Annotated in this window: 1 tRNA gene and 2 rRNA genes (1 of these 3 cut by a window edge); all 3 read left to right on the top strand. The window is 53.6% G+C overall.

Going from position 1 to position 2,500, the window contains the following annotated elements:
• A 23S ribosomal RNA gene (locus ACI2KA_RS26640) occupies positions 1–1,959 on the top strand; it begins 979 nt to the left of the window's first position.
• A 250-nt stretch (positions 1,960–2,209) separates the two neighbouring features.
• Positions 2,210–2,324 (top strand): 5S ribosomal RNA (gene rrf / locus ACI2KA_RS26635).
• Positions 2,325–2,423: 99 nt separating this feature from the next.
• Positions 2,424–2,500 (top strand) — tRNA-Met (locus tag ACI2KA_RS26630).

Here is a 2,500-nt window from a genome sequence, read left to right as displayed (position 1 = left end):
TAGCTGGTTCTCCGCGAAATCTATTTAGGTAGAGCGTCGACCGAATACCCTCGGGGGTAGAGCACTGGATGGGCTATGGGGACTCACCGTCTTACTGATCCTAACCAAACTCCGAATACCGAGGAGTACTAGTCGGCAGACACACGGCGGGTGCTAACGTCCGTCGTGAAAAGGGCAACAACCCTGACCTCCAGCTAAGGTCCCCAAGTCATGGCTAAGTGGGAAAGGATGTGAGGATCCCAAAACAACCAGGATGTTGGCTTAGAAGCAGCCATCATTTAAAGAAAGCGTAACAGCTCACTGGTCTAAATAAGGGTCTTTGCGCCGAAAATGTAACGGGGCTAAAGCCATGCACCGAAGCTGAGGATATGCCGTAAGGCATGTGGTAGCGGAGCGTTCCGTAAGTCTGTGAAGGCGGACCCGTGAGGGCTGCTGGAGATATCGGAAGTGCGAATGTTGACATGAGTAACGATAAAGGGAGTGAGAGACTCCCTCGCCGAAAGACCAAGGGTTCCTGCTTAAAGTTAATCTGAGCAGGGTTAGCCGGCCCCTAAGACGAGGCGGACACGCGTAGTCGATGGGAACCACGTTAATATTCGTGGGCCTGGTGGTAGTGACGGATCTCGTGTGTTGTTCAACCTTATTGGATTGGTTGGGCGGCGAAGAGGTTCCAGGAAATAGCTCCACCGTATAGACCGTACCCGAAACCGACACAGGTGGTCAGGTAGAGTATACCAAGGCGCTTGAGAGAACTATGTTGAAGGAACTCGGCAAATTGCACGCGTAACTTCGGAAGAAGCGTGACCCTTTTGTACGCAAGTATGATGGGGTGGCACAGACCAGGGGGTAGCGACTGTTTATCAAAAACACAGGGCTCTGCGAAGTAGCAATACGACGTATAGGGTCTGACGCCTGCCCGGTGCTGGAAGGTTAAAGGGAGGGGTGCAAGCTCTGAACTGAAGCCCCAGTAAACGGCGGCCGTAACTATAACGGTCCTAAGGTAGCGAAATTCCTTGTCGGGTAAGTTCCGACCTGCACGAATGGCGTAACGACTTCCCCGCTGTCTCCAACATAGACTCAGTGAAATTGAATTCCCCGTGAAGATGCGGGGTTCCTGCGGTCAGACGGAAAGACCCCGTGCACCTTTACTATAGCTTTACACTGGCATTCGCCAAGGCATGTGTAGGATAGGTGGTAGGCTTTGAAGCAGGGACGCCAGTCTTTGTGGAGCCATCCTTGAAATACCACCCTTATCTTCGTGGATGTCTAACCGCGGTCCGTTATCCGGATCCGGGACAGTGTATGGTGGGTAGTTTGACTGGGGCGGTCGCCTCCGAAAGAGTAACGGAGGCGCGCGATGGTTAGCTCAGACCGGTCGGAAATCGGTCGTCGAGTGCAATGGCATAAGCTAGCCTGACTGCGAGACTGACAAGTCGAGCAGAGACGAAAGTCGGTCATAGTGATCCGGTGGTCCCGTGTGGAAGGGCCATCGCTCAACGGATAAAAGGTACGCCGGGGATAACAGGCTGATGACCCCCAAGAGTCCATATCGACGGGGTTGTTTGGCACCTCGATGTCGACTCATCGCATCCTGGGGCTGGAGCAGGTCCCAAGGGTATGGCTGTTCGCCATTTAAAGCGGTACGTGAGTTGGGTTCAGAACGTCGTGAGACAGTTCGGTCCCTATCTGCCGTGGGTGTAGGAATATTGACAGGATCTGTCCCTAGTACGAGAGGACCGGGATGGACGTATCTCTGGTGGATCTGTTGTCCTGCCAAGGGCATAGCAGAGTAGCTATATACGGAATGGATAACCGCTGAAGGCATCTAAGCGGGAAACCAACCTGAAAACGAGTGTTCCCTATCAGAGCCGTGGAAGACGACCACGTTGATAGGACGGGTGTGGAAGCACAGCAATGTGTGAAGCTTACCGTTACTAATAGCTCGATCGACTTCTTCGTTCCCATTGTTCATGTTCATCGAAGATGAACATCATCTGTTCTGTCCTCACGGGCCAAAGGCCCTGCGGACGGCGCGCCAAACGATTGGCGACGGACTAGCGTCCTGTATGGCTGCCACGCTCGATCTCGAGCAAGGCAGGCAAACGGACCAGTCACAGAAAGACGTGTAAATTAAATAGAGCCCTGGCTCTCCAGCTTCTCGAAACAGCAGTTTCCATGTGAAAACATGGAGCATGTTGCGTTTTGCCGACCTGGTGGTTATCGCGGGGCGGCTGCACCCGTTCCCATTCCGAACACGGCCGTGAAACGCCCCAGCGCCAATGGTACTTCGTCTCAAGACGCGGGAGAGTAGGTCGCTGCCAGGTCTGCAAAACGCAACGTCAATCTTCTCTTCAACAAAACAGAAAATCAAACCGCAACAAATCGGCCGCTAACGCGGCCTTTATGCTATATATAATCTTCAACGCGGGGTGGAGCAGCCCGGTAGCTCGTCAGGCTCATAACCTGAAGGCCGCAGGTTCAAATCCTGCCCCCGCAACCA

Origin of the sequence: Agrobacterium sp. NPDC089420, from assembly GCF_044900305.1 — a bacterium.
In the GTDB taxonomy this organism is placed as follows: domain Bacteria; phylum Pseudomonadota; class Alphaproteobacteria; order Rhizobiales; family Rhizobiaceae; genus Agrobacterium.
Note: the sequence above shows the minus strand (reverse complement) of the source record. Positions and strands in the feature narration are given on the sequence as shown.